Consider the following 22,331-nt stretch of genomic DNA (forward strand, 5'->3'; position numbering starts at 1 on the left):
CACCCATCCACTCACATCCGTCCCAGCCTTCCCCGCACAACCACCCCGCTCATCCCACTCACCCACCCCAAACCATCACCAAACCACCACCCCGGGATTCCTCACATGGACGCTCTGCTGGTTCTCATCGCCGTGACCGCGATCGGCGGTGTCGTCCTCCTCCCCTGGCTGCGGCGCAGGCAGGGCGCGCAGCAGGCCCGGCAGGGCCTGTCCGTGGCCACGGACCCGGTGTCCGGCCACGGCTTCGCCCCCGCCGAGGAGCTGGACGTACGGCTGCCCGGCCCGGACCCCGAGCTGGAGGAGGCGCTGGAGGAGATCCGCCGTACGCACGACTGGCGGCCGGCCGCCCAGCTCCTGGCTGCCACCGGGGACGACTGGGAGCGCCGCTGGCAGCGGGTCCAGACGCTGGCCGGGGCCGCCGCGTTCGAACTCGCCGAGCAGCCGGGGCGGGGCGGGATCTGGCTGCGTACGTGGCGTTCGGAGGCGCCCAAGGACCCGGGAGGGGCGCAGACCCACGCCCAGTTCCTCACCGTCCAGGCGTTGCGCGACCCCTCGTCGCAGGACTTCCGCATGATCCTGGAGGAGGCCCGTACGGTCTGCCGCGAGGCCGCGCTGCTGGCGCCCGGCAGCCCCGTCCCGTACATCACCGAGCTGGCCGTCGCCCGTGGCCTGGGCGAGCGCGGGGCGGAGTACGAGGCGCTGTGGTCCGAAGTGGCCCGGCGCGCCCCGCACCACATGGGCGCCCACCTCGCCGCCCTCCCCTACTGGTCGCACAAGTGGCACGGGTCCAAGCAGGAGGCCGACGCCTTCGCCGAGCGGGCCGCTGCCACCGCCCCGGCCGGGAGCCTGCTGCCCGCCCTGCCGCTGTTCTCCGTGTACGAGCACCTGCCCGAGGCGAACCTGGTCCACGGCCTCTACCAGAGCGCGGTCGTCGAACGCGCCATCGAGGGGGCGCACTTCGCGCTGCGGGAGGCCCCGGCGGACCACCCGGTGGCGCCGCACGTCCGGCACCTGCTCATCTGGTTCCTGGTCCGCGCCGAGCGCTACGCGGAGGCACTGGAGCAGATCCGCCTGGTGGACGGCCACGTGGGCGCCGTCCCGTGGTCCTACAGTCCGCGCCCCGCCGCCGAGTACGCCGCCTACCGCGCCCTGGCCGTCGCCGGCGCGCAACGCCTGGACGGCACCTCCCCCACCTCCCCGCCCCAGCCCCCGACGCAGCCTCCGACCCCATAGGGACTCCCCGGAATTCCCCCACCCCGCAAGACGTTCCCCCAAGGGCCGACAACTGCCCCCGACACCCTTACCACCTTCTCCCTCCCCCTCCGCCTGGAGCCGACCCGATGCTGTTCCACCGCTTCAAGAACCGTCTCCCCTCCCCCGAAGAGGCGCTCAAAGGCCGTTCGGAGCCCGGCTTCAACATCCCCGAGCGTCACACCGTCCTCGGTACCCCCCTCCTCGGCCCCTACCCCGAGGGCCTGGAGATCGCCGACTTCGGCCTGGGCTGCTTCTGGGGCGCCGAGCGGAAGTTCTGGCAGACCGACGGCGTATGGACCACCCTCGTCGGCTACCAGGGCGGCCACACCCCGCACCCCACGTACGAAGAGGTGTGCAGCGGCCTGACCGGCCACACCGAAACCGTCCGCGTCGTTTACGACCCCGCCGTCGTCCCGTACTCCGCCCTCCTGAAGCTCTTCTGGGAGTCCCACGACCCGACCCAGGGCTTCCGCCAGGGCAACGACGTCGGCACCCAGTACCGCTCCGCCATCTACACCCACTCCCCGCCCAGCAACGCGAAGCCGAGTCCTCCCGCGACGCCTACCAGGCCGTTCTCCACAACTCCGGCTACGGCCCCATCACCACCGAAATCCTCCCCGCCACCCCCACCCGCCCCTTCTACCCCGCCGAAGCCCCCCACCAGCAATACCTGGACAAAAACCCAGCAGGCTACTGCGGCATCGGCGGCACGGGCGTCTCCTGCCCGACGGGCATCGCTCCGTCGCCGTCGCCGGAAGCCACGGACGAGTAGAGGGACGAGTAGACCGCCCCACGGCAGTGTCACAGCCCCCGGCCATGGTTACCGCGTGCCAGCCCGGGAGGGTAGCCGTATCGCTTCTCCCTCACTCGTTCGAGCGAGGGAAATGCGCTCATGCCCTATACGCTGAGCCATGGCGATCAGAATCACGCCCATGGGAGCAGCCATGACCACTCCAGCCGCTGGGCGACCACTCATCCCCCAGCCCCCGGCCACGGTTACCGCGCTGCGGCAAGCCATCAGTCAGATCGCCCCTGCCGCGTTGCCGGCCTTCACCCGGGAACTGGATCAAGCGGCCGACCAGTCCAGGCAGGGCTCCGATCTGACGCCGCTCCAGCGGTTCATCGCCCAATGGGCCGTCTACGTTCACATCCAGCGCCGGCCCGACCTGGCGGCAGACCTGCGCCGGTGGGAAGACATCGCCGAGTCGGGTGACGCCACCCAAGCTCGACAGGCCGCCGCCGAAATCGGGCGGATCCTGGACGAAGCCCACGCGGCCACGGACCTTTCCGCCCGGTGAGTCCGGACTGGCGGTGGGAGCAGGAAGTCGATGTCGCACAGCCGCCAGCGCTGAAGGGTGGGCGGGGGTGAGGGTGGGGGCATGACGTCGACATTTGTTGTCCGGGCTGTTGAGCCGGGCGTGTTGAAGCAGCTTCGGGAGCGGGACGATGCCGGGTGGGGGCGGGAGCCCTTCGTGGATCCGGAGGGGGTGCGCCGCTGCGCTGCTGTCTGCGGCACAGTGAGAAGGGTGAACGGATCGTACTGGTCTCGTACGCACCGCTGCGGCGGTGGGCGGCGGAGACCGGGGCCGAGCCGGGGCCGTATGACGAGGTCGGGCCGGTGTTCATCCACGCCGAGGAGTGCGCCGGGCAGACGTCCGGGACCGGCTACCCCGTCGAGATGCACGGTGCGCTGCGGGTTCTGCGCTTCTACGGTGCCGACGGGCACATCCTCGGGGGCGGCTCCTGAGGATTCCCGTGGAGCGGGCGCACGAGGTGGATCAGGAGCTGCACGAGGTGTTCTCGGATCCCGCGGTGGCCCTGGTGCATGTCCGCGCGGTGGAGTTCGGGTGCTTCATGGTCGAGGTGCGCCGGGCGTAACCGGTAGGTGTGTGGTGTGTTGGTGGGGGAGGTGGGGGTGGGGTAGGGGAGGGTGGAGGGGTCGTGGTGTGGTGAGGGAGAGGTGGCGGAGCGGTCGTGGGTGAGGGGCAGGGGTTCGCCGTACGGGTCAGGGTGCGCGGGTACGAGACGGACGCGCAGGGGCACCTCAACGCGAGCGTGTATCTGCAGTACGCGGAACACGCCCGCTGGTCGCTGCTGGAGGCCGCCGGGGTACCGCAGAGCGCCCTGCTGGACAAGGGCGTCGGGCCGGTGGTGCTGGAGACCACCATCCGTTATCGCAAGGAGCTGCGGGCGGGCGACGAGACCGAGGTGACCTGCGCGTTCGTGTGGAGTGAGGGGAAGACCTTCCGGGTCGAGCAGGAGATCCGGACGGCCGACGGGACGGTGGCGGCCGAGGTGTCGGCGGTCGGCGGGCTGATGGATCTGCGGCTGCGCAAGCTGGTCGGTGACCCTCAGGTGTACTTCCGGGCGCTGGCGGCGGACGCGGGGATTCTGGGGCTGGAGACGGGTTCCTAGCGGAGGTTGCCGGCGGAGGTTGCCGGCAGGGGTTGCTGGTTGGGGGTTGCTAACGGGGGTCCTCAGCGGGGCGCAGTGCCAGGCCGTGGACGGTTGTGGTGGGCGGGGTGCCTTCCTTGAGCAGCAGGGTGGTGATGCGGTCGGCCGGGCCCGCGGCGAAGTGCACCCGGCAGCCGGGCAGCAGCAGGACGCTCCCGGTGGTGTCGAGCGGGACGCCGGTCAGCTCGCTCAGCCAGGCGGCGGAGGCGAGCGGGTCGGGTGTCTCGATGACGAAGCCGGCCAGGTCGTGCGGCCCCCGCGCGACCCTGCCCGCGCTGTACTTCTCCAGGATGACCTGGGGGGTGGGGGTGTAGGTGATGAAGAACGGGGCCCATATGGGGGCGTCGGGGAGTATGGCTTCCCGGAAGGACACCGGGGAGCCTTCGCGTGCGAAGGTCGTCAGCTCGACGCGGTGACCCGCGCGCCGCAGCCGTTCGGTGGTGGCGCCGACGTCGCCGACGTGCACCGCGAAGTTCAGCGCGCCGCCGCCCTCCGCCACGAGCGTGTCGATGTGCGGCATCCAGTCCGCCATGGCGACGCCGTACGGGGAGTCCTCGAACTCCGCCCGGTCCACGACACTCACCAGCTCGACGTAGCGGGTGTCCAGGCGCCAGGCGCCGTTCCGGTAGCCGAGGTAGGGGGGATTGGCGTGGGCGGGCAGCCCGGCCGCGGTGTACGCGGACGCGGCGGTGTCCACGTCCGGTACGCAGTGCAGGAGGTGGTCGAACTCCGGTGATTCGGCGAGCGGTCCGGAGTCGGGCACGGGGGCGGTCATGGGCGGGTGGCTCCTGTCTGCGGCGGGCGGTGGCAGTGGGGGTGGGTAGGGGGCTGGTAGCTGGTGAGGGCAGGTGGATCGGTATCGGGGTGCGCTCAGGGTCCGTACGGGCGGTTCCGTACGGGCGGTCCCGTACGGGGACTCCGTACGCCTACGGTCGTACGGCGCGGAAGCGGACGTTGCTGCCGCCCGCGCCGCCGGTCGAGACCTTCGTGACCTTGAAGCCGGCCGCGCCCAGGCGGTCGGCCAAGGAGTGCGGCGGCACCGGGACGCAGGTGTCGCCGATGTGGATCAGACGGAAGCCCCAGCCGTCCAGCGCGTCGCAGCCGGCGAAGACCCCGCCGGGGCGCAGTACACGGAAGGCCTCCGAGAAGAGGCGGTCCTGAAGTTCCGGCGTGGGCACGTGGTGCAGCATCGTGAAACAGACGACCGAGTCGAAGCGCCGGTCGGGCAGCGGCATCGCCGAGCCGTCCGCGTGAACGACCTCGACCCTGCCGTCGAACGCGTCGTCCAGGCGGTCCGCGGAAGCGCGGTCCACCTCCAGCACGGTCAGCCGCGGCACCCGCCGGGTCAGGACCCGTGTGGTGGCGCCGTACCCGGGGCCGATCTCCAGGGCCTCGGTTCCCAGGTCGGCCCCTTCCAGGGCCCAGGGCAGCACACTCTTCTCGACCTTGGCGGCCCACCCCGCGGAGTTGCACAGCCAGCGGTGGCACAGGTTCATCGGCATGCGGAGATGCTAAAAAGAGCCTTGTTGTGTCCGCCATGAGATGGAGTGACAATCCATGTCGCCAGAAGGACAGTTGGCGCCCTCCTCGGGAGCGCCGGAGGCTGCCGTCGTCGTCGGGAGCTTCTCCATGGACGGCGGGCAGTGGTTCGAGCGGCACTGGCACGACGCCCATCAACTGGCCTGGGCGAGCGCGGGCGTACTGGCCGTACGGGCCCTGGGCAACACCTGGGTGCTGCCGCCCGCCATGGCACTGTGGATACCGGCCGGTACCCGGCACGCCACAGGGGCGACGGGTCCGGCGCTGCTGCGCAGCCTGTACTACGCGCCCGACCGGTGCCCCCTGGACTGGTCGGCGCCCACCGTCGTCGGGGTCTCCCCGCTGCTGCGCGAGCTGATCTCCTACCTGGCGGACGACACGCTGTCCGCACCGGCCCGGGAGCGGGCGGAGGCCGTCGTCCTGGACCAGTTGCGGCCCCTGTCGGTGACGACCGTACTGGCGCCGATGCCGCGTGACGCGCGGGCCCGCCGGGTCGCGCAGGCGCTGCGCGCCCGGCCGTCCGACGACCGGACGCTGGCGGAGTGGGGGCGCGGGTCGGGGCGAGCGGGCGCACGCTGGCCCGCGCGTTCGTCGCCGACACCGGCATGCCGTACGGGCAGTGGCGCACCCGCGTACGCGTCCAGGCGGCCATGCCGCTGCTGGCGGGCGGCGCGCCGGTGGCGGCGGTGGCCGCGCGGGTGGGGTACGCCTCTCCGAGCGCGTTCGTCGCCGCGTTCAAGCGGGTGGTGGGGTGCCGCCGGGGGCGTACTTCGCGCCGTCGGGGAACTGACCGCTGCCGCCCGGCCGAAGACCCGGGGTGAATCCGGGAGTGGTCCGGATACTTCGGCCGGGGCAGGGCACCCGGACCGTGAAGGGCGCACCGACGGCTTCCCTCCCCCGTGTCGTCGGCGCGCCCTTTGTGCTGTCACGTTCGTTGCGTCCGGTCCTGTGCGGCTACCGGCTTACAGCCACCGGCTACCAGCTAACGGCTACCAGCTACCGGAGCGCAGGAATGAGCCGAGGGGCCACCGGGCTGTGCTTGTCGGCCGGACCGGGGGTGACCAGCTCGTTGAACACACCGGAGTCGGTGAGCTTGTTGGTCTTGTCGGGCTTGCCGAGCTTGTCGGTTCCGGTTCCGGCCCCGGTTCCCTTGCCGCCGGGAACCGCGGTGTTGCACATCGCCCGGATCAGGTGCGCGTGCATGGCGTAGTCGATGGCGTGCGGCACGATCTGGCCGTTCTCGACCTTCTGGTACTTCATCAGGTTGTAGCCCAGCGACACCTGCCGCCGGCCGTCCTCGCTGGTCAGTCCCTGGGTCCCGGCGCCCCACACCGCTCCGTCATGGCCCCAGAACCGGCCGCACGGCGAGTTCACGGGGTACAGCCCCAGCCCGTAGTACCCGAGGACCTTGCCCTTGGCGTCCTTGATCGGCACCGTGGTCTTCATCTGCTTGAGCTGCGCGGGACGCAGCAGTTTGCCGGTGAACAGCGCGCGGTAGAACTGGTTCAGGTCATCCATGGTCGACACCAGTGAGCCCGCGGTCCCGGCCCAGGACATGTTGTAGTCGCTGTAGTCGCGGGGCGGGTTGATCAGGCCGTAGAGGGCCTCGTACATCTTGGAGTGCGGTCCGGTGATCTTCGGCGACTTCGGGAAGTACGTGTGCCGCAGCCCGGCCTTGCGGATGACGTTGCTGGTGACGTACGTCTCCGGGGCCTGGCCGGTCACCTTGCGCAGCAGCTCGCCGGCGATGACGTAGTTGGTGTTGGAGTACACGTGCCGCTCACCCGGCTTGCCCGTGGGCTTCTGCTTCAGGCCGAGGCGGATCAGCGTCTCGGGGGACCACTGGTGGTAGCGGTTGTCGTCCAGGCTCTTGCCCGAGTTCTTCAGCAGGGAGGGGAAGGCGGCCACGATGTAGTCACCGATGCCGCTGGTGTGGTTGAGCAGCATGCGTACGGTGACGGTCCGGCCCCGCTCGCCAGGCACCAGCTTCGGCAGGTAGCGGCCTATGGGCGCGTCGAGGTCTATTCGGCCCTTGGCGACCTGCTGGAGGACCGCGACGGAGACGAAGGACTTGGTGATGCTGCCGACCCGCTGTTCCATGCCGGCGGTGACCGGGCGCCCGGTGTCCCGGTCGGCGACCCCGGCGGCGCCGTTCCACTTGCGCGTGCCGTCCTGTACGGCCGAGTAGACGCCGTACATGCCCGCCTTGTGGATCGCCCTCAGGGAGGCGTCCAGCGCCTTGCGGTCGATGCCCGTGGGGACACCGGCGGCGGGGGAGGCGGCGCCGGAGGCCGATGCGGCGGTGGTGACGGGCCCCGACGCGGGCGCGGCGAGGGCCGGAGCGGTGGCCGCCAGCAGCGACAGGGTGACGGCCGCGGTGGTGCCCGTGACCCGCGCTCTGGTTCTGCGGCGGCGGTCCGGGGTGGCCTGGTCGACACCGCTGTGGCTCGGGGCAGTTGAGGGCATGGGGTCTCCCGTCATGTCACTGGATGAGCGCTCTGGCTCTGTGGCCTCCCCGATTCTCGTCAAACACTCCGGGCCCGCCATCCTCCGCGAGCACGACCTCGATCATCCGCGCGTGCTCCGCAAGGACGAGACGCCGGACGGGCAGGCGCTTGCCGCCGCCACGCCCGGCCCGCCGCTCATGCCGCCGCCCGCACCCCTCGTTCACACCCCGCTCAGGTCTCCGGCGACCCCAGCCGCGCCCGGTCGGCGGCGGCCCGGCCCTGGTGCCAGCCCGCCGCGTCCCGTACGCCGCGCATCCGCACCGCCGCCGTCTGCGGGAACATCTCCCCGGCCCGCTGCTCGACGGCGGACTCGCGGGCGGCCAGGACCGGCAGGAGGTCCGGGGCCCCGCCGGCCGCCTCGGCGGTGGCCTCCTCGGTGGCGGCCGTCAGCCGGTCGCGGATGCGGTCGGCGTACGCGGTGAGGAAGGACTGCCGGAAGTCCCGGGTACGCCGGGAGCGGCCCCGCGCGTGGTGCTCGTCGCCCGCGCGGTTCATGGCGGTGGTGGCCTGCAACAACAGGGAGGTGTAGAGGAGTTCGGCGGCCTCCAGGTCGGACGGGAAGCCGACGAGGGTGGAGAAGCCGAGGTCGCCGGACCACACCGCACGGCAGCGGTTGGCGGCGGCGACGGCGTCCAGCAGCAGCGCCTTGGCCTGCTCGTACGGCCCCTCGACGCCGATCCGGATCGCGGACGGCCCCGGCGCACCGGCCCCGCTCCCGCCGGCCCGGCCGCCGCGCCCCGCCCACCCGTCGTGTCCGGCGGCGCTGTCCAGCAGCGCCTCGTCGATGCTGTGCCGCGCCATCAGCTCCTGCGCCTTGGCGGAGAGCGCCTCCGCCTCCTCCGGGTAGTCCGTGGCCTCGGCCTTGGCCAGCAGCCCCCGGATACGTCCCAGTGCGCGGGCCTCGGCGGCACCGGCCTTCCGTACGGGCGCGGGCGCCGGAAGGGGCGTGATGCGTGGCAGCCGCCCCATCACCCGGAGCGCCGCCAGCAGGTCGTGGGCCGCCTCGAAGCGGGTGATCCGGCGGCGCCGCGCCATCTCGTCCAGATAGCCGTGGTCGGCCTCCCACCACACCGCGGCGTTCATCGCGTCGAGCTGTGCGGCCCGGCGCGGGTCGCGGCGCCCGGTGGGCTGCCGGCGCGCCTCGGCGGCCATGGCGTCCACGGCGAGTGCGACCAGCGCGGGGTTCTCCGTCTCGCGCCGCATGACCCGCTCCAGGTCGGCGGGCAGCCAGCCGCCCGTCCAGCAGCGCCGTACGGTCTCCTCGGCGGCGGCCACCAGCGCGGTGCTCACGGCCTCGTGCCCTACGGGTGCGGCGGCCAGCATCGAGGCACCGGCCTCCATGGCGTCCTCGGCCGCCTCCGCGTCCGGGGCGTACAGGACACTGCCGAGCACCGTCCCGACCAGCTCGGCAGCCGCCGGCCCGCCGCTTCGCGCACCGCGGCCCCGCTGCCCGGCCTTACTGCTGCTCCGCCCGCTCTGCCCGCTGCTCTCGCGTTTGCTCACGCGATCACTGTACGGAGAACACGACCGCCTCCGTACGGACCGGTCGGACCCGCCCCGTACAAACCGGTCGGACACCCCCCGTACGAACCGGTCCGGCCCGCCCCGTACGGACCGTTCCGAACTGTCTTCCGTACGCACACCGGCCGGGCCCCATCCGCAGGCCCGGCCGGTCGTGCCCGGCGCCGGCGTTCGCCGCCCGGCGCCGGCCCGCTACCCGGGCAACGGCTCGACGGCTTCGGCTTCAGCCGCCACTCGCCCGGGTACGGATCACTTGCCCAGATACGCGTTGATGACCGTCTGCTTCAGCGTGTTCCCCTTCTTGTCGGTGACCTCGGCCTTGAAGGAGATCCCCTGTCCGGCCGCGGGATTGCGTACGGTGATCTTCCCGTCGCCGACGGACGCCTTCTGCCAGGTCCGCCCGCCGTCGTACGACACGGACACGGTCGGCGGCTTCGCGCCGCTGCCCGCGGCCGGCCCCTGGACGGTGACCGGGACACGGACCGTGGCACCGGCCTTCGCCGTGCTGTCGGCGGCCAGCTCCGGGGTGTAGCGGACCGTGCTCGCGGGCAGCGCGGTGCGGGTGGTGGTGTGCGCGGAAGTGAACGTCCACTCCGCGAGGATCCGGGTGCTGACGGCCGCGTACTTGGTGCTGCGGGTGACGGCGGTGGTCAGCCGGTAGTCGGCCTGGCCGGCCGGCACCGTGAACGGCTTGGCGCCCGTCAGCGGGTCGTCGTTCGTGCCGATCTTCACGCCGTTGCGGTAGAGGGTCGTGGTGACCTTCTCCGTGACCGAGTCACCCAGGTGCCCCTGCCCGTCGGCGAACAGCGGCAGCGCGCCGTAGATCTTGTCGCCTTCGCGGTACAGCCCGTGGTTCTTGCCGACCTGGGGCCCGACGACACCGACGTTGAAGACGTGCCGGTAGTTCTTGCCCGCCTGGTAGCCGTCCTCGCCGGTCGTGTAGGAGATCACCGGTCCCAGCTCGGGGTCCACCTGGTCGAAGAGGAACTGCCACTTCACCGCGCCCGCGTTGACGTACGCGGTGGAGGTGTGCGGCAGCGCCCGGTCGGCGGCGACACCCGTCGAGGAGGAGCTTCCGGTGTGCGGCATGGCCGTGAGCCAGCCGTGTGCGCCCTTCACCGAGGAGCCCAGTACGGCGGAGACCTTGGCCAGCTCCTTCGCCGTGACGTGCTTGGTGAAGCCGGTGAGCAGGGTGGTCGGCCGGAATCCGTAGGCGATGCTGTACTCGTCGGGGCTGCCCTGCGTCCAGTCGGCGATGACCTGCTGGCGTATGTCGCCGCGGTTGACCTTGGCGCCCAGGTGTGCGGTGCGCAGCCCCTTGAAGGTGTCCAGCCACATGCCGAAGCCGTACGCGCCGTCGCCGGTCTCGAAGTCGATGTAGGCGTTGGTCTGCTGGGCGCGGCGGTCCGGCACGGTCACATCGATGGGTTCGGCGGTACGGGCGTCCACCGTCACCGTCATGTTCTTGCTGGCCTCCAGCCGGGGCGCGGCGATCCAGTCGCCGCCCTTCCACTCGTCCCCGGTGCCGGTCGGCAGGAGGCTGGTGAGGATGTAACGGCCCTTGGGTACGCGGACCTTGACGGTGCCGCTCGCGTCGTACGGCGCGAAGGTCTGGTCCTTGCCCAGGCCGCTGATGCCGACCAGGCCGGTGTTGTAGAGCTTGACGGGCCTGCCGTCGCGTCCCAGGTGCTTGAGCGTGATGTCGTAGGACTCGACCTCGCGGATCACGGCGGCGGCGGCCCGTACGGTCTGCCCGCCGCCGGTGGCGACGAGGTAGGCCGTGTACGCGCCGTCGCGGGTGCCGCCGGGCCTGGTGTCGGCCGTCAGCGGGACCTCGGCGGTGCCGCCCGCCGGAACGTTCACCGACTTCACGCCGAGGCGGAACATGCCGGCCGGGGCGGGCTTCCCGCCGGGGCCGGACGTGCTCAGTGCCAGGTCGAGCCGGACCGCCTTCTTGCCCAGGTTGCGGTAGGTGAGCTGCTTGGTGACCGGCTTGTCGTCGGAGTGCGGCCAGGACTGGATGCCGAAGTTCAGCGATCCCGGCTCGGCGACGACGGTCTGCTTGATCGCCCGGCCGACGTCCACCCGCCCGGTGCCCTGCTGGAAGGGGGTGTAGTCACGGTGCGGGGTGGTGGAGGCGGTCAGCGCGGCCTTGATGCGCTGCCCTGTCCACGCAGGGTGCTGCTGCTTGAGGATCGCGGCGGACCCGGCCACGTGCGGGGTGGCCATGGAGGTGCCGGAGATGGCGACATAGCCGTCGGCGACCGGGGTGCCCTCCTTGGCGATGATGCTGCCGGGAGCCGCGGCGGCGGCGATGTTCACCCCGGGTGCCGTCAGGTCGGGCTTGATGGCGCCGTCGCCGACGCGCGGGCCGGTGCTGGAGAACTCGGCGAGCCGGTCCTTCTTGTCGACGGCGCCGACGGTCAGCGCGGCGTCCGCACTGCCGGGCGTGTCGATGGTCCCGCTCTGCGGACCCGAGTTGCCGGCCGCGACGACGAAGAGCGTGCCGGTCCGCGAGAGGCGGTTGACGGCTTCTTCGAGCGGGTCGATGCCGGGGGCGTCCTGGCCGCCGAGGCTGAGGTTGACCACGTCGGCCTTCTGCGCGGCGGCCCACTCCATGCCGGCGATGATGCCGGAGTCCTCACCGAAGCCCTCGTCGTCCAGGACCTTGCCGTCCAGGAGCCGGGCGCCGGGCGCCACGCCCCTGTACTTGCCGTGGGACTTGGCGCCCGTACCGGCGGCGATGGAGGCGACGTGGGTGCCGTGGCCGAAGCGGTCCTTGTTGTCCGGCGAGGCGGAGAAGTTCTTCTCGGCGATCTCCTGGGTGGCCAGGTCCGGGTGGCCCTGGTCCACGCCGGTGTCCAGGACGGCGATCTTGGAGCCCTTGCCGTCGTATCCGGCCTTCCACGCCTTGGGCGCGCCGATCTGCGGGACGCTCTTGTCCAGCCGTACCGTGCGTACGGAATCCAGCCACAGGCGGGACAGGCCGGGCGTGGCGGTGCGCTCGGTGCCGGCGGCGGACTCGTCGGTCAGGGCCTCCCACACCTTGACGGGGCGCTGCCGGTCGGCGGTGACCGCCTCGGCGTTCAGCCGGCCGAAGGTACGGCGGACCTCGGCGTCCCCGGTGGCGTGCAGCTCTTTCTTCGCCTTGGGGTCGCCGCCCTGGTAACCGACGATCAGCCGCAGGCCCCTGGACTGGGTCCTGCGGTACTCGGCGCGGCTGAGCAGGGTGAGGTCGAAGAGCCGCTGGTCGACCTTGCGCTCACGGATCAGCCGCTGGGCGTCCAGCGGTATCGCGTACAGGTGTCCGGCGGCGCGCCGGATCTGGATGGGTATGTGGGTACGGTCCGGGGCGCGCCGGACGGAGAGCGGGTTGCCCTTGGCGTCGACTGCGATCCGGTCGCCGGTGATCAGTGTGATCCAGTGCCGGGCCGTCGTCCGCTTGGCGGCGGCAGCGGTGGCGGTCGTGCCGGACGCGGTGGTGGTGGCAGCGGTGGCGGACCCGGCGGCGTCCCGTTCCCGCTGTTGTGCGCTCGACGGCGTGGCGGTCATTCCCGCCGCCAGTGCCACGGCTGCCGCGGTAGCGACCGCGGCAGCACCGGCTCTCTTCGGTTTGATGCGCAACTTTCCCCCAAGTGGGTGAAGTTCACCGTAAAGGGGGCCTCCCCGACCCCCCGGGTACGGAGTATGGCGAGGCGTGCGGGGCGGAACAATGGCGCGGTGGAACAAGACAGTTGGGACGGTTTTCGCGTCCCGGGCGGCTGCTTCGACGGGCGTGGCCGCAAGTGGCCGCAAGTGGCCGCTTCAGGTGTCCCGCCGGGAGTCCGCTATTTCAGGGCGCTGCCCGCGACCCACCGGTCCCAGTCCATGTTCCAGCCGTTGAGGCCGTTGTCGGGCTTGACCGTACGGTCCGGGGAGTTCACCACCCGGACGACGTCGCCGGTCATCGACTGCCGGTAGAACCAGGCGCCGTCGGTCGAGGAGTCGCCCGCCCCCTTGGTGTCCCGCAGGCCGATGCACCCGTGGCTGGTGTTGGCGGCGCCGAAGACGCCCTTGCCCCAGTAGTTGCCGTGGATGAACGTTCCGGAGGACGACAGGCGCATCGCGTGCGGGACGTCGGGGATGTCGTACTCGCCCTTGCCGTCGTTGTTGGTGAAGCCGACCGTGGAGCCGTCCATGCGGGTCTGCCGGAACCGCTCGGAGACGACCATCTTCCCGTTGTACGTCGGGTGCTCGGTGCTGCCCGCCGAGATCGGCAGGGTCCGCAGCTCCTTGCCGTCCCGTACGACGGTCATCCGGTGGGTCCGCACGTCGACCGTGCTGACCTGCGAGCGGCCCACGGTGAAGGTCACCGTCTTGTCCTGGACGCCCTTGACGTCGGGGGCGGCCCGTACGCCGTCGAGGCCGAGCCGCACGGTGACCTTGGAGTGCGCCTTCCAGTACTCCCGGGGGCGGAAGTCCAGCCGCTGGTCACCGAACCAGTGGCCGACGGCCTTCTGGTTGCTGTCGGCGGACACCTTGATGGCGGCCTGCACGTCCTTCTTGTTCTTCACCGGTTTGTCGAAGGTGACCGAGACCGGCATGCCGACGCCGACGGTCGAGCCGTCCTCCGGGGTGTAGTTCGCTATGAAGCTGTTCTTGGGGGAGACGGTGGTGAAGCTCGCGTGCTCCACCGCCTGGCGTCCCCGGGAGTCGGTGGCGCGGGCGGTGACCGTGTACTTGGCCGAGCGCTCCAGCGGGCCCTTGGGCGTCCAGGTCTTCTTGTCGCCGGAGAGCGTGCCGGCCACCGGCTTGTTGGTACCGGCGGCGGTCATCCGCACCTCACTCAGCGTGCCGTTGCCCACCGTGACCCTGGCGTCACTGTTGATGCCCGTGTTCGTGGTGCCGTCCTTGGGCTGGATCTGGATCCTGGCGTCCGAGGCGTTCTCGGCCGCCGCGTCGTCGGCCTGCCGGGCCCGGTCCTTCCCGGAGTCCTTCCCGGAGGCGTCGCCGCCGTCCCCGCCGCCGCACGCCGTGAGCGTCAGGGCGCCCCCGAGCAGCGCGGCGGTGGCTATGAGTCCCTTGTGACGCACGCTGTCCGTCATCGCGTATCTCTCCGTTGCCGCATCGCTACGAAACCCGTTTCCCGCGGCGCCGGGCGGTGGTGGTTCACCATCCGGCGCCACTGGACGTCTGTTCCGTTTCGCCCGTTCCACACCTATAAGGCGTGTGGGACATGCCACCGGGGGCCGGGCGGCGGGGAGTGTCACATGGGCAGAGGCACGTCACATGGACAGGCGTACGTCACACACGGGCGTACGTCGCATACGGGCGTACGTCACATGCCCACCGCCCCGCCCCGGCACCCCCGCCCACGGCCCGGTAGGTGCCCGTCGCGCCCTCGTCCGCTTCCTCCTCCGCCTCCTCGTCCACGCCGTAGCCGTCCTCCAGATCCCACTCCGCCGCTTCGGGGTCGTACTCGATCTCCTCGCTGCTCCAGGACGCCTGCGCCAGCTCCACCCCGGGCACCGTGGTGACCAGGTCGAACGGGTCCACGAGGTACGCCAGCGCCTCCGCCGGGTCCTCCTCGACCATCTCCTGCGCGTGCCGGCGCTCGGTGTCCCGCAGGGACTCGTCGCCGCCGATGTGGTCCAGCGCCGCGCCCGTCAGTTGATCGGAGTCCGTGACCTCCATGACCAGTTCGACATGGAGCCGGACAAACCGTGATGTCTCACCGTTGCTCATGCCCCGGAGCGTAAGCACCTACGGGTCCTGACTTCCCCACGACCCGCGGCTGTCACTAACATCTGTTCTCAACGGCCAATTCGCCGAACCCACAAGGGGATCGTTTCGTGACCGCACGTCGACCACTGCTGACCGCCACTGCCGCGGGATCGGTGCTGCTCGCCCTGTGGTTCGTCCCCTCCGCGAACGCCACCGCCGAGCACTCCTCGGACACCGCGCACACCGGCCGGGCCGCCGACACCCGCCACGCCGTACAGCCCCGAGGGGCCAGGAGAGCGACAGCCGTACGGAGCAGCCCGCGGACGTCAAGGACACGGCCGCCCCGGGCGCCCTCCTCGCCGACACCGGCAGTGTGGACACCACGCCGTACGTCGTCGGCGGCGCCGCCTGCCTGGGTGTCGGGGCCGGTCTGGTCGGCTTCTCGCTGCGCCGCAGGAACGGCGGGGCCTCCGAGGTCTTCTGAGGCCCCGCCCGCTGTCCCCACCGCCTGACGACGCATCTGACCGGCGTGGGCCGAGCCGCGCTGACGGCGGCTCAGGCAGCCGGTCCGCCGCCCCTCAGGCCAGCTTCCCGGTGACCGACTCGACGGCCGCGACCAGCTCCCCGCTCCTGACGAACCCGTACGCGGCCTCCAGCTCCGGCGCGAGGAAGCGGTCCTCCCCCGGCCCTTGGATGCCGGCGGCCCGTACGGCGTCCAGTACCGCGCGGGTGGCGGGCGCCGGGGTCAGCCCGTCCCGCATCTGCACCGCGCGGGTCGCCGCGTACAGCTCCACCGCCAGTACCCGGGTCAGGTTGTCGACCGCCGTACGCAGCTTGCGCGCCGCCGACCAGCCCATCGAGACGTGGTCCTCCTGCATGGCGGAGGAGGGGATGGAGTCCACCGAGGCGGGCGCGGCCAGCCGCTTCATCTCGCTGACCAGCGCGGCCTGCGTGTACTGGGCGATCATCAGGCCGGAGTCGACGCCCGGGTCCTGCGCCAGGAAGGCGGGCAGGCCGTGCGAGCGGTTCTTGTCCAGCAGCCGGTCCGTACGGCGCTCCGCGATCGAGGCGAGGTCGGCCGCGGCGACCGCGAGGAAGTCCAGGACGTAGGCGACCGGCGCGCCGTGGAAGTTGCCGTTGGACTCCACCCGGCCGTCCCGCAGGACCACCGGGTTGTCCACGGCGGCGGCCAGCTCCCGCCCGGCGACCAGCATGGCGTGGTCCAGGGTGTCCCGGCCGGCGCCCGCGACCTGGGGGGCGCAGCGGATGGAGTACGCGTCCTGGACGCGCGGCGCGTCGTCCTGGTGGTGACCGGTCAGGCCCGAACCGGCCAGGACCTTGAGCATGTTCGCCGCCGAGGCGGCCTGGCCCGGGTGCGGGCGGATGGCGTGCAGCTCGGCCGCGAGCACCTTGTCCGTACCGAGCAGCGCCTCCAGTGAGAGCGCGGCGGTGATGTCGGCCGTGGTGAACAGGCGGGCCAGGTCCGCGCCGGCCATCAGCAGCATGCCGAGCATGCCGTCGGTGCCGTTCAGCAGGGCCAGGCCCTCCTTCTCGCGCAGCTCGACGGGCTCGATGCCGTGTGCGGCCAGCAGCTCGCCGGCCGGCCGTACGACGCCGTCCGGGCCCTCGGCCTCGCCCTCCCCCATGAGCGTCAGGGCGCAGTGGGAGAGCGGGGCCAGGTCGCCGGAGCAGCCGAGTGAGCCGTACTCGTGGACGACCGGGGTGATCCCGGCGTTCAGGACGTCGGCCATCGTGGTGACGACCAGCGGCCGTACGCCGGTGTGGCCGGAGGCCAGCGTCTTCAGCCGCAGGAACATCAGCGCGCGGACCACTTCGCGCTCCACCCGCGCGCCCATGCCCGCCGCGTGCGAGCGCACGATGTTGCGCTGGAGCTGGGCGCGCAGCTCGGGGCTGATGTGCCGGACGGCCAGCGCGCCGAAGCCGGTGGAGACGCCGTAGACGGGGTCGGGCTTGGCGGCGAGGTCGTCGATGAACGCGCGCGAGGCGGCGACGGCCGCCATGGCCTCCTCGGACAGCTCGATCCGAGCCGCGCCGCGGGCCACGGCGATGACGTCCTGTGCGGTCGTGCCGGACGTCCCCAGCACCACTGTGTGCATATCCATATTCAGGCACCCTAAAGACTGAAACCCAGGATGTCACCACTGGATGACCGGCGGTCTCACGGGGGCGGGGCCCGGCCCCGCGAGCAGGCCCCGCGCGGCAGGTCACGGTCACGGCGCCCCGTCGGTCACCGCCGGAAGCGCCGCCGCTCGGTGGCCGGGCCGCTGTCCGGAGCGTCGGCGAGGCGGATCACCGGGTCCTGCGTACCGCCGTCCCGGCCCGCCACCACCGGGCCGCGCGCCCGCGCCGCCTTGGCCCGGTACTGGGCCGCGTCCGCGAGCCGGAACAGACGGCGGGAGGAGTGCACCGGTCCGATCGGGTCGCCCGTCGAGGCGACGCCGACCGCGACCCCCTCGCCCAGCTCCAACTCCCCGGCCCGCTCGCACAGTTCGTGGGCGACCTTAACCACCTCGTCGGCCGGCGGGCCCACCGCGAGCAGACAGAACTCGTCGCCGCCCAGCCGTGCGACGAGCGCGCCGGGCAGTATCGCGCCGCACAGCGAGAGCACCGAGCCGAAGCGTTCCAGCAGCCGGTCCCCCACCGCGTGGCCACGCGAGTCGTTCACCCGCTTGAGCCCGTTGAGATCGCACACCACCAGGCTGACCACCGCGCCTTCCGTACGGTGCCGCTCCAGCGCCTCGTCCAGCCGCATGTCCACCGCACGGCGGTTGGCCAGCCCGGTCAGCGCGTCGGTGAACGCCAGCCGGCGGGCCTCGGCCAGCCGCTCGGTCTGGACGATGCCGGCCGCCGCCACCGCCGCCAGTACGGTGGCGAAGTCGGCGTCGTCCCGGTCGAAGACCGGCTCCCCGGCCCGCCGGGCCACGTACAGCTCGCCCCAGGCCCTCCCGTGCAGCACGATCGGCGCCACCACGCAGCAGCCCCGGCCGCGGCGGCGCAGCGCGGCGACCCGCTGGTGGTTGTACGAGCCCTCGCGCCGGGGGCCGTCCGCCGTCTCCACCCAGGCACTGGGCTCCCCGCCGCCGGCCCACTGCTCGTGCAGGAAGCCGACGATCTCGGGGAACTCGTTGACCGGGTAGGACTCGGCGTCGGGGAACGGTCGCTCGTCCGGGGCGAGTTCGCCGACGTTGACCAGGACCTTGAGCCGGCCGCGCTCGCGTTCCCACGCCGAGATCGCCGCGAAGGAGCCGCCGAGGGCCGTCCGCGCGCCGTCCGCCGCGACGCGCGCCGACTCCCGGGGCGTGCCGGCCGCCGCCATCGCCTGCGCCAGCTCCACCACGGCCCGCAGCCGCGCATCGCCCTCGCCCGTCACCGGACCCTCGCATTCCGTCGCCGTGAGCACACCCTGCACCCCAGCGTAGGAATGTTTAACCCCTTCCGCCCCTTCCGCTCGCATATCTCACCCCGACATCACCCTTACCCGGTGCCACTGGCGTTACGCGGGTCGGCAGCGGCCGGGCCGATGCGGCGCGGCGGGGCCGGTCGGCGCGGCGGGGTCGGTGCGGTCCGGTCCGGCGCGGACCGCCCCAGTACGGCGGCGCGGTACTGAACTCCCCCGCCACTCACTCCCCCGGCCACTCGCCCCCGGGCCGCTCACTCCCCCGGCCACTCCGGCGCCCGCTTCTCGTTGAAGGCCGCCACGCCCTCGGCCCGGTCCCCGGAGAAGGCCACACTGCGCCAGGCGCCGTCCTCCACCTCCAGCCCGGCCCGCAGGTCCAGCCCCTGCCCGAGCCGCATCGCACGCTTCGCCGCGCGCAGCCCGACCGGCGAGTTACGGGCGATCCGCGCCCCCAGCTCCAGCGCGTGCGTACGGTCCCGCCCCTCCTCCACCAGCTCGTCGACCAGCCCCAACTCCCGGGCCTCGGCCGCCTCCACCCGCCGCGCGGTGAACACCAGCTCCGCCGCCCTGGCCGCCCCCACCCGGCGCGGCAGCAACTGCGTCCCCCCGCCGCCGGGGATCACACCCACCGACACCTCCGGAAGCCCGACCACGGCCGTACGGTCCGCCACGATCAGGTCGCAGGCCAGCGCCAGCTCGAAGCCGCCGCCGAGCGCGAAGCCGTGCACCGCGGCGATGGCGGGCACCGGCAGTTCCAGCACGCCGGTGTAGGCGGCGCGGGTGTGCGGACGCTGCCGCATCAAATCGGCATCGCTGAAGGAGTTGCGCTCCTTCAAATCAGCCCCCACACAGAACGCACGCTCGCTGGTGGACGTCAGCACCACGGCCCTGACCTGCCGGTCCTCGCCCAGCGCCGTACACGCACGGGCCAGGCCCAGCGCGAGATCGGTCGACACGGCGTTCATGGCCCGGGGCCGGTCCAGCACCAGCTCCGCGACGAAGCCGTGCCGCCGCACGGCCACCCACTCCCCGAAACGCTCCTCGGACATGCCACCTCCCGGTTAACGGTCGTTCCCGAGATCATGGCAGCCGGTCCCGCCCCGCGTCAGCGCCGGGGTGCCCCGCATCACATCTGTACGGATTCCCGGTGCCGTACGAGGCGAGGGGGCCCGCCCCGCACCCGCCCCCTCATCGGCGCCCCCTGGCCCGTACGACCGCCGGAAACGCCCCGCCTACCCCCGCCGCTCCAGGAGCCACGGTTCGACGACGCCCAGGCCGCGCACCGGGCGCTGCCACATCGGCCGCAGAGCGAAGCGGTAGGACGGCAACGGCTCCTCGGGGGCGCCCTCTTCCGCGGCCCGTTCCGCGGCGGCCTTCTCCGCCGCGGCGGCCTCCGCCTCGGAGACCGGTGCGTCACCGGTCCGTGCCAGTTCCTCCGCGAGTGCCTCGTCCACCAGCACCGCGTCCTTGGGCGCTATCGATGTCAGCCGGCTGGCCAGGTTGACGGTCGTGCCGAAGACGTCGCCCATGCGCGTGGTGACCGTGCCGAAGGCGATGCCGACGCGCAGTTCCGGCATCGTCTCGTCGTTCGCCAGGGTCTCGATGAGCCGCAGCCCGATCTCGGCGGCGGTGCCCGCGTCGTCGGCGGCGAAGAGCACCTCGTCACCGAGGGTCTTGATGAGCCGTCCGCCGTGCGCGGCGACCAGGTCGGCGGCGGTGGTCTCGAACGCCTCGACCAGCTCGCCCAGTTCCTCCTCCTCCAGGCGGCGGGTCAGCCGGGTGAAGCCCACCAGGTCCGCGAAGCCGACGGCCAGCCGCCGGTCGACCATCTCCGCGTCGTCCTGGGCCTGTACGACGCGGCCGGTGGCGGCGGCCAGTTGGCGGCGCCAGACGTAGATCAGGAACTCCTCCAGCTCGGGCAGGAGCAGTTCGACCAGCGGGTAGGTGATCTCCGTACGCGTCAGGCCGGAGTCCTGGGGCTCGGTCAGCCCCTCCAGGAAGGAATCTATCTGCCAGTCGGCGAGCCGGGCGGTGGTCTGGCCGGTGGAGCGGGCGACCTGGACGGCCATCGCCTCGCTGAGCAGTCCCGCCTCCACCAGGCCGGCCAGCCGGCGCAGGGCCAGGACGTCCGCCTCGGTCAGCGCCTTGACCTGGCCGATGTCGGCGAAGCCCATGGCGCGCCAGAAGCGGGAGGCCAGCTCCATGGAGACGCCGGCGCTGCGGGCCGCCTGGAAGGGGGTGTACTGGCGGTCGGCGCCGAGGATGAGCTGTTCGAGGCGGATGGCGATGGTGTCGTGGTCGGCCTCCTGCGCACCGGCCCCGTCCGTCCCGGGCTCCGGACCAGCCCCCGCACCGGGCCCGTCGCCGTCGTCGCCGTCGTCGTCGGCGGCGGCGGTGTCGTACGCCGCGCCCGACGCCGCACCGGACTGTCCGTTGTGCGCGGCGCGAGCACTCCCGTCGGCGCGGGCGCTCCCGCCGGCACGGGCGTTCCCGTCGGCGTGCGCGCCTTTGCCGGCGCGGGCGTTCCCGTCGGCATGGGCGGCCCCGTCGGCGTGGGCGGCCCCGTCGTACGGCGTGCCGAAGACCCCGCCGGACCCTTTGACGCCACCCGCGTCCGCCCGTCCGTCCGGGCCCGCCTGCGCCTGCCGGTCGCCTCCGTCACGCCGGGCTAGGCCCGTGTCACGTGGGGCGATGCCCGCATCGCGCGGGACGGCCCCCGAGTCGTCGGCGGTCACCGCCCGCTCCCTGTCCGATCCCTGCGCACTGCCCTTCCGATCACTGTTCGCCCGGCACCCGCCCCACGGCGGATCGACTCAACGATACGGCAGGTGTGCTCTGGCTCACTCTCATATCCCGCCCCTAACGCACCAACAACCCCATACGAGGGATTTGTCCCTCTGGACGGTTCGTCAAGATTCCCCCTCGTCACCCGGGGACGACCCCGCCCCGCCACTCCCCGCAGACCCCGCGTCACCGTCACGGGCGGGCCGCAGATGCACGATGTCGCCCGCGCCGACCGGCTGCTGCACCCCCTGCGCCGTGGCCAGCACCAGCCGCCCGTCGCCGTCGACCGCCACGGCCTCGCCGACCAGTTCCCGGCCCCCGGAAGCTCGGCGCGTACGGTCCGGCCCAAGGTCGCGCACCCGGCCGCGTACGCATCCAGCAGGCGCCCGGCCGACGGGTCGCCGTCCGCCGCCTGCCAGTCGCCGTACCACTGCTCGAACGAGCGCAGTACGGAGCGCAGCAGCGGGTCCCGGTCGGTGGTGGTGGCACCGGCCAGGGCCAGCGAGGCGGCGCCGGGCACCGGCAGCTCCTCGGCCCGCAGCGAGACGTTCAGTCCGATGCCGATCACCACGGCGCCCGCGGAGCCGGCCTCCGGGCCGCCCGTCCCGCCGGCCCGCTCGGCGAGGATGCCGCCCACCTTGCGCTCTTCGCCATGACCCGCACCGGCCCCGGGAACGGTCACCAATAGGTCGTTCGGCCACTTCAGAGCCGTGTCCACCCCGGCGCTCCGGGAGAGCGCGGTGGCCGTGGCGACCCCGGCCAGCAGCGGCAGCCAGCCCCACCGCTCCACCGGCACCCGTGGCCGCAGCAGTACGGAGAAGAAGAGCCCGGAGCGCGGCGGCGCGGACCACCGGCGGTCCAGCCGCCCGCGTCCGGCGCTCTGCTCCTCGGCCACCAGCACCGCGCCTTCGGGCGCGCCCGCGGCGGCCCGCGCCACCAGGTCCGTATTGGTGGAGCCGGTGGACCGGACGACGTCGAAGGAGGTCCACAGCGAGCCGGGTCGCAGCAGCGCCCGGCGCAGTGCGGTCTCGTTGAGCGGCGGGCGGTCCAGGTCGGACCAGCGTCCACCGCCGGGGCCGCCGCCGAGCCCGCCCGCGCGGTGGTCTTTGTCCTGGTTTTCCGGTGGTTGAGGCGTCATGACCCCAGCCTAG

Annotated in this window: 15 protein-coding genes and 4 pseudogenes; 7 read left to right on the forward strand and 12 right to left on the reverse strand. The window is 72.5% G+C overall.

The annotated features are described in order from the left end of the window. Positions 1–105 precede the first annotated feature (105 nt). The 5 genes and pseudogenes from KGS77_RS12245 to KGS77_RS12265 all read left to right on the forward strand — a co-directional run bounded on the left by KGS77_RS12245 (position 106) and on the right by KGS77_RS12265 (position 3,669). Positions 106–1,233 (forward strand): hypothetical protein, encoded by a 1,128-nt coding sequence (locus KGS77_RS12245; protein ID WP_242580952.1) that lies wholly within the window; start codon positions 106–108, stop codon positions 1,231–1,233. Positions 1,234–1,340: 107 nt separating this feature from the next. Further along, positions 1,341–2,026, forward strand: a pseudogene (gene msrA, locus KGS77_RS12250) (peptide-methionine (S)-S-oxide reductase MsrA). A 172-nt stretch (positions 2,027–2,198) separates the two neighbouring features. Beyond that, the gene (locus KGS77_RS12255; protein WP_242587432.1) at positions 2,199–2,552 is read left to right on the forward strand and encodes a DUF6247 family protein; all 354 of its coding nucleotides are present in this window, start codon (positions 2,199–2,201) and stop codon (positions 2,550–2,552) included. Between the two features lie 81 nt (positions 2,553–2,633). After that, a pseudogene (locus KGS77_RS12260) lies at positions 2,634–3,132 on the forward strand (DUF1203 domain-containing protein). A gap of 96 nt (positions 3,133–3,228) precedes the next feature. Continuing rightward, entirely contained in the window at positions 3,229–3,669 is a 441-nt protein-coding gene (locus KGS77_RS12265) for an acyl-CoA thioesterase (RefSeq protein ID WP_242580953.1), read from the forward strand. 49 nt (positions 3,670–3,718) lie between these two features. Here KGS77_RS12265 and KGS77_RS12270 read toward each other — a convergent pair whose 3' ends face one another. Beyond that, the gene (locus KGS77_RS12270) at positions 3,719–4,483 is read right to left on the reverse strand and encodes a VOC family protein (protein WP_242580955.1); all 765 of its coding nucleotides are present in this window, start codon (positions 4,481–4,483) and stop codon (positions 3,719–3,721) included. Positions 4,484–4,634: 151 nt separating this feature from the next. Beyond that, positions 4,635–5,210: a class I SAM-dependent methyltransferase gene (locus KGS77_RS12275; RefSeq protein WP_242580957.1), complete on the reverse strand. Its 576-nt coding sequence runs from the start codon at positions 5,208–5,210 to the stop codon at positions 4,635–4,637. Positions 5,211–5,337: 127 nt separating this feature from the next. On the opposite strand from KGS77_RS12275, the pseudogene KGS77_RS12280 reads away from it, so the two are divergent. Then, positions 5,338–6,037 (forward strand): annotated as a pseudogene (locus KGS77_RS12280) (helix-turn-helix transcriptional regulator). 206 nt (positions 6,038–6,243) lie between these two features. Here KGS77_RS12280 and KGS77_RS12285 read toward each other — a convergent pair. From KGS77_RS12285 to KGS77_RS12305, 5 genes are all read right to left on the reverse strand, one after another. Next, positions 6,244–7,713: a serine hydrolase domain-containing protein gene (locus KGS77_RS12285; RefSeq protein ID WP_242580959.1), complete on the reverse strand. Its 1,470-nt coding sequence runs from the start codon at positions 7,711–7,713 to the stop codon at positions 6,244–6,246. 212 nt (positions 7,714–7,925) lie between these two features. Then, a complete protein-coding gene (locus KGS77_RS12290) occupies positions 7,926–9,257 on the reverse strand; it encodes a DUF2786 domain-containing protein (protein WP_242580961.1) in 1,332 nt (443 codons plus the stop codon). A gap of 267 nt (positions 9,258–9,524) precedes the next feature. Next, on the reverse strand, positions 9,525–12,845 hold the full coding sequence (locus KGS77_RS12295) for a S8 family serine peptidase (RefSeq protein WP_347404477.1): 3,321 nt from the start codon (positions 12,843–12,845) through the stop codon (positions 9,525–9,527). Positions 12,846–13,102: 257 nt separating this feature from the next. Beyond that, positions 13,103–14,359, reverse strand: a complete 1,257-nt coding sequence (locus KGS77_RS12300) for an Ig-like domain-containing protein (RefSeq protein ID WP_242580964.1) — start codon at positions 14,357–14,359, stop codon at positions 13,103–13,105. 199 nt (positions 14,360–14,558) lie between these two features. Further along, complete coding sequence (locus tag KGS77_RS12305) at positions 14,559–14,999, reverse strand: hypothetical protein (protein ID WP_242580967.1); 441 nt, start codon at positions 14,997–14,999, stop codon at positions 14,559–14,561. 166 nt (positions 15,000–15,165) lie between these two features. On the opposite strand from KGS77_RS12305, the gene KGS77_RS12310 reads away from it, so the two are divergent. After that, entirely contained in the window at positions 15,166–15,462 is a 297-nt protein-coding gene (locus KGS77_RS12310) for an LAETG motif-containing sortase-dependent surface protein (protein WP_347404478.1), read from the forward strand. Between the two features lie 94 nt (positions 15,463–15,556). Here the strand turns inward: KGS77_RS12310 and hutH are convergent, their stop codons facing one another. The 5 genes and pseudogenes from hutH to KGS77_RS12335 form a co-directional block, all read right to left on the reverse strand. Next, positions 15,557–17,101: a histidine ammonia-lyase gene (gene hutH / locus KGS77_RS12315; protein WP_242580969.1), complete on the reverse strand. Its 1,545-nt coding sequence runs from the start codon at positions 17,099–17,101 to the stop codon at positions 15,557–15,559. Positions 17,102–17,226: 125 nt separating this feature from the next. Next, entirely contained in the window at positions 17,227–18,315 is a 1,089-nt protein-coding gene (locus KGS77_RS12320) for a GGDEF domain-containing protein (protein WP_242587434.1), read from the reverse strand. A gap of 335 nt (positions 18,316–18,650) precedes the next feature. Continuing rightward, the gene (locus KGS77_RS12325) at positions 18,651–19,445 is read right to left on the reverse strand and encodes an enoyl-CoA hydratase-related protein (protein WP_242580972.1); all 795 of its coding nucleotides are present in this window, start codon (positions 19,443–19,445) and stop codon (positions 18,651–18,653) included. 183 nt (positions 19,446–19,628) lie between these two features. Then, positions 19,629–21,131, reverse strand: a complete 1,503-nt coding sequence (locus tag KGS77_RS12330) for an adenylate/guanylate cyclase domain-containing protein (protein WP_242580974.1) — start codon at positions 21,129–21,131, stop codon at positions 19,629–19,631. 174 nt (positions 21,132–21,305) lie between these two features. Next, positions 21,306–22,318 (reverse strand): annotated as a pseudogene (locus KGS77_RS12335) (biotin--[acetyl-CoA-carboxylase] ligase). Positions 22,319–22,331: the final 13 nt, after the last annotated feature.

It is taken from the genome of Streptomyces sp. MST-110588 (genome assembly GCF_022695595.1).
GTDB lineage: Bacteria > Actinomycetota > Actinomycetes > Streptomycetales > Streptomycetaceae > Streptomyces.

Coding starts and splice junctions, on each gene's coding strand:
- KGS77_RS12245 (WP_242580952.1), top strand. CDS start 106: ATGGACGCTCTGCTGGTTCTCATCGCCGTGACCGCGATCGGCGGTGTC.
- KGS77_RS12255 (WP_242587432.1), top strand. CDS start 2,199: ATGACCACTCCAGCCGCTGGGCGACCACTCATCCCCCAGCCCCCGGCC.
- KGS77_RS12270 (WP_242580955.1), bottom strand. CDS start 4,483: ATGACCGCCCCCGTGCCCGACTCCGGACCGCTCGCCGAATCACCGGAG.
- KGS77_RS12275 (WP_242580957.1), bottom strand. CDS start 5,210: ATGCCGATGAACCTGTGCCACCGCTGGCTGTGCAACTCCGCGGGGTGG.
- KGS77_RS12285 (WP_242580959.1), bottom strand. CDS start 7,713: ATGCCCTCAACTGCCCCGAGCCACAGCGGTGTCGACCAGGCCACCCCG.
- KGS77_RS12300 (WP_242580964.1), bottom strand. CDS start 14,359: ATGACGGACAGCGTGCGTCACAAGGGACTCATAGCCACCGCCGCGCTG.
- KGS77_RS12305 (WP_242580967.1), bottom strand. CDS start 14,999: ATGAGCAACGGTGAGACATCACGGTTTGTCCGGCTCCATGTCGAACTG.
- hutH (WP_242580969.1), bottom strand. CDS start 17,101: ATGGATATGCACACAGTGGTGCTGGGGACGTCCGGCACGACCGCACAG.
- KGS77_RS12320 (WP_242587434.1), bottom strand. CDS start 18,315: ATGGCGGCGGCCGGCACGCCCCGGGAGTCGGCGCGCGTCGCGGCGGAC.
- KGS77_RS12325 (WP_242580972.1), bottom strand. CDS start 19,445: ATGTCCGAGGAGCGTTTCGGGGAGTGGGTGGCCGTGCGGCGGCACGGC.